4 protein-coding genes are annotated in these 6,601 nt (G+C 57.3%); 1 reads left to right on the top strand and 3 read right to left on the bottom strand.

Features of this window, described 5'->3' with window-relative positions:
* Nucleotides 1-64: 64 nt before the first annotated feature.
* Nucleotides 65-1,399, top strand: coding sequence for an OmpA family protein (locus PHP98_03385; GenBank protein MDD5482681.1), 1,335 nt, complete (start codon nt 65-67; stop codon nt 1,397-1,399).
* Nucleotides 1,400-1,433: 34 nt separating this feature from the next.
* Here the strand turns inward: PHP98_03385 and PHP98_03390 are convergent, their stop codons facing one another.
* From PHP98_03390 to PHP98_03400, 3 genes are all read right to left on the bottom strand, one after another.
* Nucleotides 1,434-2,630, bottom strand: coding sequence for a DEAD/DEAH box helicase (locus PHP98_03390; protein MDD5482682.1), 1,197 nt, complete (start codon nt 2,628-2,630; stop codon nt 1,434-1,436).
* 18 nt (nt 2,631-2,648) lie between these two features.
* The gene (locus PHP98_03395) at nt 2,649-4,412 is read right to left on the bottom strand and encodes a formate--tetrahydrofolate ligase (GenBank protein MDD5482683.1); all 1,764 of its coding nucleotides are present in this window, start codon (nt 4,410-4,412) and stop codon (nt 2,649-2,651) included.
* A gap of 111 nt (nt 4,413-4,523) precedes the next feature.
* A complete protein-coding gene (locus tag PHP98_03400) occupies nt 4,524-6,233 on the bottom strand; it encodes a thiamine pyrophosphate-binding protein (GenBank protein ID MDD5482684.1) in 1,710 nt (569 codons plus the stop codon).
* Nucleotides 6,234-6,601: the final 368 nt, after the last annotated feature.

Genomic DNA, 6,601 nt, shown 5'->3' on the forward strand with positions numbered 1-6,601 from the left:
GCAAGTCATGTTAGAAAAGTAACGCAACTTTGCAATTATGGTAATTACCGGAGGTAGATTGAATATGAAAAAGTTTCTGATGGCGGGCTTGTTAATCGGGGCGGGTTTAACGGTTGCATGGCCTTCATTTGCGGAAACCGCGCCGCAGAGCGAGGAGATTCCGCCGTGGTACCTCGGGCTCGGCGGCGGTTATATCAATTTTGAAGGCGACGAGGCCACCAAATCCGGGGGCTTTATCCAGTTGAAAATCGGCTATGATTACAATCCCCGCTGGTCATTTGAAGGCTCTCTCCTCGTTTTTCCCAAATTGAACCGCAATACCGTTTATGACTATGACGCCAATAATGTGCCGCATCCCCGGAAAGGGCTTGACGGCGAGTCCACATGGGCGCTCGGCTTGGCTGCGGACGCGCTTTTTCACATCATTGCCGCCGATGACCGCCACTGGGATCCGTATTTCCGGGTGGGTGTGGGTGGAAATTATTTCCAGCGCGAACGCGAGGACTGCTGGCGGATTGACCCCGTTCTGCGTTACGGCGGCGGTTTGGCTTATCACTTTAATCCGGAATGGTCCCTCGCTGTGGATTTGATGTGCGCTTCGCCGATCCACAAGGAACGGGATGCCATTGAGTTTAATTTCATGCCGAGCGTCGGCGTCAATTGGAAATGGGGCGCGCATGTCCCCGCGAAATACGTGGTTTCCGGCGGCCCGCTTGACAGCGACGGCGACGGTCTTTCCGATGCCGAGGAGCTTCAACTGGGCACCGACCCGCATAATCCCGACACGGACGGCGACGGTTTGACGGATGGGGAGGAAGTCAAAAAATATTTGACCGATCCCCTGAATCCGGATACCGACTATGACGGTCTGAAAGACGGCGCCGAAGTGTACAATTATAAAACCAATCCGCTTGTGCGCGATACCGACGCCGGTGGCGTGGCCGACGGCCATGAGGTCATTGAAGACGGCACCAATCCGCTGGATCCCAGCGACGACCTTTTGCTGTTCACCCTCCATATTGAATTTGAAACCGACAAAGCAGTCATTCGCAGCCAGTATTTTGCCGACCTGAACAAGATTGGCAAGGTGCTTGCCCGCGATCCGGGCGCAACCGCCCGCATTGAAGGCCATGCCGACAAGCGCAAAACTTCGGTTTTCAAATACAACATGGAGCTTTCCGCGCGCCGCGCCGCGGCCGTCCGGGATTACCTCCACAAAAACTTCAATATCCCGGTCAGTCGCATGAAGCCGGTCGGCTACGGTTATACCCGGCCGCTGGCGCCCAATGATTCCGTCAACGGCAATGAGAAGAACCGGCGCGTGGAAGTCTATATCCGCAAAGGTTCGGAACAGGCCGCCGCCCAACCTGCCGCCAAGCCGGAAGCCGGCAAACCGTAAGGAAACGTCCGGTTAACGTTCGGTCGGGGGTATATCAGCGCCGCCAGCGCCGGCGCGAAGGACGGAAGGAGCGGGTCATGACCTTCGGCGGAGGATAAAATTTTTCCGCCGGCATGTCCGGGTGGGTGGACAAGGGGATGCTCGCGCGGATAATCTTTTCAATCCGGAGCACATCCTGTTTCTGGTCAGGCATGGCCAGCGTGATGGCATGGCCGGTTTTGCCCGCCCGCCCGGTGCGTCCGATCCGGTGGACGTAATTTTCGGGATCGTCCGGCAAATCATAATTTATTACAAGCTCAATCCCGGCCACATCAATGCCCCTTGCGGCAATATCGGTTGCCACGAGAATGCGGTATTGCCCGGATTTGAAGCCCCGCAAGGCGTCCTTCCTCTGGCCTAAAGACCGGTCGGCGTGAATTTCCGCGACGGAGTGCCCCTTGTTTTCAAGCAGCCGCGCCACCCTGGCGGCCGACCGCTTTGTCCGCACAAATAAAAGCACCGAACCGGAATATTGTTTCAGCAATTCGTTCAGGAGATTTCCTTTCAATTCCCGCCGCGTGACGAAAAGTTCCTGCGAAACCAGTTCTGCGGCCGTGCCGGAGGGAGCGATTTCGGTCTGGACCGGCATTTGCATGTGCCGCGAAGCGATCTTGACTATGCTCGGCGGGATTGTTGCCGAAAAAAGCATGGTCTGCCGCGCGCGGGGAATAGTTTTCAATATGCGCTCAATCTGCGGTAGAAACCCCATGTCCAGCATTCGGTCGGCCTCATCCAGCACGAGGACGCCGACATCGTCCAGCCGCAGACGGTGATGTTCAATATGGTCGTTCAGCCGGCCGGGCGTGGCGATGATTATCTGGGGATTTTGTTTAAGCCGGAGAAGTTGTTCGTGCATGGAAGCCCCGCCGATGACGACGGTGGTTTTTAGTTTATAGACCGGCGTGATTTTTACCAGGGCGTCATTGACTTGCATGGCCAATTCGCGGGTCGGCACCAGCACCAGTCCGCGTTGACCCGGTTTTTGCCCCAGGCGCTGAACCATGGGAATGCCGAAGGCGAGCGTCTTGCCGGTGCCGGTCTGGGCGATGCCGATAAGGTCCTTTCCCTCAATGGCGATGGGAATGGCCTTGTATTGAATCGGGGTCGGCGTAATAAATTTATGCTCGTCAAGGGCATTTAACAGCCCGGGTTCTATGCCGAGCCCGCGGAAATTAATCTGGGAATGTGTCATCCTGTCTCCTGTTTATTTTCAGAACAATCCCCTGACTTTGCCGGTCTGGACGTCCACGTCAAGGTTGCGGAAGGCCGGGCTTGATGATGTGCCCGGCATGAGTTTGATGTCGCCCGCCACGGGCACGACGAATCCCGCGCCCTTGTAAATCAGGATATCGCGGATCGGCAGAGTCCAGCCGCGCGGCCGCCCTTTCACGTTCGGGTCGTGCGAGAGGCTTAAATGCGTCTTAACCATGCACGTGCCGAGTTGCGCGATTTCCGGGTCGGCTTCAAACGCCCGGGCCTTGGCTGCGGCGGTGTCGGTGTAAGTTACGCAGTCGGCGCCGTAAACTTCCTTCGCAATTATTTCAATCCGCTGGCGCAGCGGCATGGAAAGATCATAGAGGAATTTGAAATGGTTCTTTTCGCCGCAGGCGGCCATGACCGCCTCGGCCAGCTCCCGCGCTCCCTCGCCGCCCTTGAGCCAATGCTCGGAAAGCGCCGCCAGGGCGCCGTTTTGCTCGGCGATCTTTTTTATCAGCGCCACTTCCTCCCGGGTGTCGGTATGGAAACCGTTGATGCAGACCACCGGCCGCACGCCGCTTTTCTTGACGGTTTCAATATGGGCCGCCAGGTTTTCGCAGCCCTTTTCAAGCAGGGGCAGATTTTCGCGGCGATAGGCTTCGTCCAGCGGCAGCCCCGGTTTAACCGCCGGGCCGCCGCCGTGCATTTTAAGCGCGCGCACGGTTGCCACAATCACGACCGCGTTCGGTTGCAACCCTGAAAAACGGCATTTCAGGTTCCAGAATTTTTCAAAACCGATGTCGGCCGCAAAGCCGCTTTCCGTGACATGGTATTCGCCGAGGCGGATGCCGATTTCGTCGGCGATGATTGAGCTTTGCCCGATGGCGATATTGGCAAACGGTCCGGCATGGACAAAGACCGGCTGGCCTTCTATCGTTTGCAGGAGATTAGGGTTGATGGCGTCCGTCATCCAGGCCGTCATGGCGCCGTCAACTTCCAGGTCGCGGGTGGTAACCGGGTTGCCTTTTTTGTCATAGGCCACCACGATCCGCGCCATGCGCGCGCGCAAATCCTGCAGGTCGCGCGCCACCGCCAGGATGGCCATGATTTCACTGGAGACGGTGATTTGAAATCCGGATTCCATTTCAAATCCGTCCATTTTGCCGCCTTTGCCGATGGTGATGTTGCGCAGGGCTTGCGCGCAGAAGTCAATCGCCCATTTGATTTCAATCCGCCGCGGGTCAATGTCCAGCCGTTTCAGGCCGGCTTTGGCGAGGCGCGCGTCGTCGTAATTGCGCTCGTGCTGCATCCGGGAAGTGAGCGCCACCATGGCCAGGTTATGGGCATTGGTGATGGAATCAATGTCGCCGGTGAGGCGGATGGAGAGAGGCGCGAGCGGGATGCACTGCGCCAGGCCGCCGCCGGCGGCCGACCCCTTGATGTTGAAGGTCGGCCCGCCGCTTGGCTGGCGGATCGCGCCCGCGACTTTTTTGCCGAGCCGGCCGAGGCCTTCAATCAAGCCCATGGTGGTCGTGGTTTTGCCTTCGCCGAGCGGAGTGGGGGTAATGGCGGTTACGTCAATGTATTTGCCACGGGGCGCGTTATGCAGCCGTTTCAGGGCGCGCAGGGCGTCAATTTTTCCGATTTGCCGGCCCATCGGGATTATTTCTTCGTCCTTGAATCCTATTTCGGCGGCCAGTTCGGAGAACGGCCGCATATTTTCTTCGGCCGCCTCGGCAATCTGCCAGTCTTTCATTTTAATCGGGTCTAATTTCATGCTATTTGATTTTCTCGGCATTTTATAACCCGAATATTGCACGAATTTCATGCAACGTGGTTAACCCCGCGTGAGCGACGACATCAAGCTTGCATAGCGCGTTATTCATCATCAATCCGCCGGCGGCAATTTGCGGCCGGCGGCTCGGCCGCCTTCGGGAAGCTTGCTCAAACCGCGCACTTCCCGGCCAAGAACGGCGAGCACTTCCGAGCAATCCCGCGGTTCCAGGACAATTTCAATAAGCGCCGGACGGGTGTTGTCCGCCAGCGCGGCTTCAATCGCCTTTTCAAGCTCGTCCTCGGCGCGGACCGCCGCGCCGGGATTGCCGCTGCCGAACGCTTCGCCCAGTTTATGGTATTTCCAGTTCTGGATATCGTTGTAAACCCCGTCGTGGATCATTCTTTCAATCACGTAGCCCTGGTTGTTCAGGACAAAAATTATGGGATTGCATTCTTTGCGGATGATGGTGGAAAGCTCCTGGGCCGTCATCTGGAAGGCGCCGTCGCCGATTAAAACCACCGCGCGCTTGCCGGGGCTGGACAGCGACACGCCGAGCGCCGCGGGCAGGGAAAATCCGATGGAAAGGTAATAGGCCTGGGCGATGAAGTTTTCGGCCTCTTCAATGTATAAATCCGCCGCCGCGCAGATGCAGTCGCCGGTGTCTGAAATAAGGATCATGTTGTCATCCAGCAGGTTGTTGATTCTTTCGTAAAACCGCCGGACAGTGATCTTTTGCCCGGCCTGCGCCCGGTAATTGCGGCGGGGCAGGGCGCGGGCCAGGGGATGCGATTGGATGAATGACCGCGGCCGCAGAAGGGGGATGAGCCCCGCGATAAAGTCGTCCAGCCGGATATTGTTGTAGCCATGGTGCTTGATTTGCAGATAATCTGAATGCGCGTTGAGCAGGCTGTTTTCATCCAGTTTAGTCGTGAACATTCCCGTGTTGAAATCGTTCATCCAGACTCCGAGGCAAAGTACGCAATCCGAGGATTCAATCTGGGCGCGCGTGCTTTCGCGGCTGAAGGCGCCCTGGTATACGCCGACAAACTGCGGGTGAAGCTCCGGCAAAACCGACTTGCTGCTGATGGTGGTGGCATAGGGTAGCTCGGCCGTTTCCACCAGTTTCAGCGTCGGCGCGGCAAGCTGAAACCGGGCGATTTCCACCCCGGCGATAACGACCGGATTTTTTGCCGTGTTAATCATATCGGCGGCTTCCCCGGCCGCTTCCGCCAACGCCGCTGGATTGGACGGGTGTACGGGGGCAACCGCCGGCCGGGAACCTGCGCTGGAACGCGGGTCGCAGGGCTGGTCAACGGCGTCAACCGGGATTTCAAAATAAACCGGTTTTTTGCGGGCAAGGCAGTTTGCCAGAACGCGTTCAATGTCCGCGGCGGCGGTGCGGGGGTTGTCAAGGACTGCCGAGTCAATTGTCATTTTTTTGAAAATTTCGGACTGCAGGGCGTAGTCGCCTGCAAGGTGGTGGACCAGCGCGCCCGCGCGGCGTTGGCGCGAATGGGGGGCGCCGCTGATGACGATCAACGGCACCTGTTCGGCCCAGGCCCCGGCCACGGCGTTGAGAATGCTGAATCCGCCGACCCCGTAGGTTACAATCGCCGCGCCGGCGCCTTGCGCGCGCGCGTATCCGTCGGCGGCGTAACCGGCGTTCAGTTCATTGCAGGTGCCGACGAATTCCAGTCCGCTTTCAATCACCCGGTCCAGGAAGTCCAGCGCATAGTCCCCGGGGACGCCGAAGACGTGTTTGATGCCGATGTTTTTCAGGCCGTCTATCAGAACGCCGCCAATGGTTGTTTCTTTATTCATGCCGGCATTATACATTTGGTTTTTTGTTTGGCAAGCTAATCAGGAGCTGGCGGGTAACCCCTCAGTTATGTGGGTGGATGGCAATTCAATTGGCCAGTCTTCGTAGGGGCCGCGCTTGTCGCGCGCCCGTCTTTATTGAAGAGGACTTCGCAAGCGAAGCCCCTACGGTTTCTCTCTCCCCCTCAAAACTGAGGCCTTACGCTGGCGGCGATCTGCAGTAAACGCGCGCAAACTTTTGGATTCAAGACGTCCGTTTTCATGAAATGTATGGGCGCAGTTTATAAAGTCCGCCCTTAAAAATCAATTAAAGAAATATCTTCGGTTAATCTTTTGCCCGCTTGATTTTTTTTTGTAATTTTAATATCGTT

This window comes from Kiritimatiellia bacterium, assembly GCA_028715905.1.
GTDB lineage: Bacteria > Verrucomicrobiota > Kiritimatiellia > JAAZAB01 > JAAZAB01 > JAQUQV01.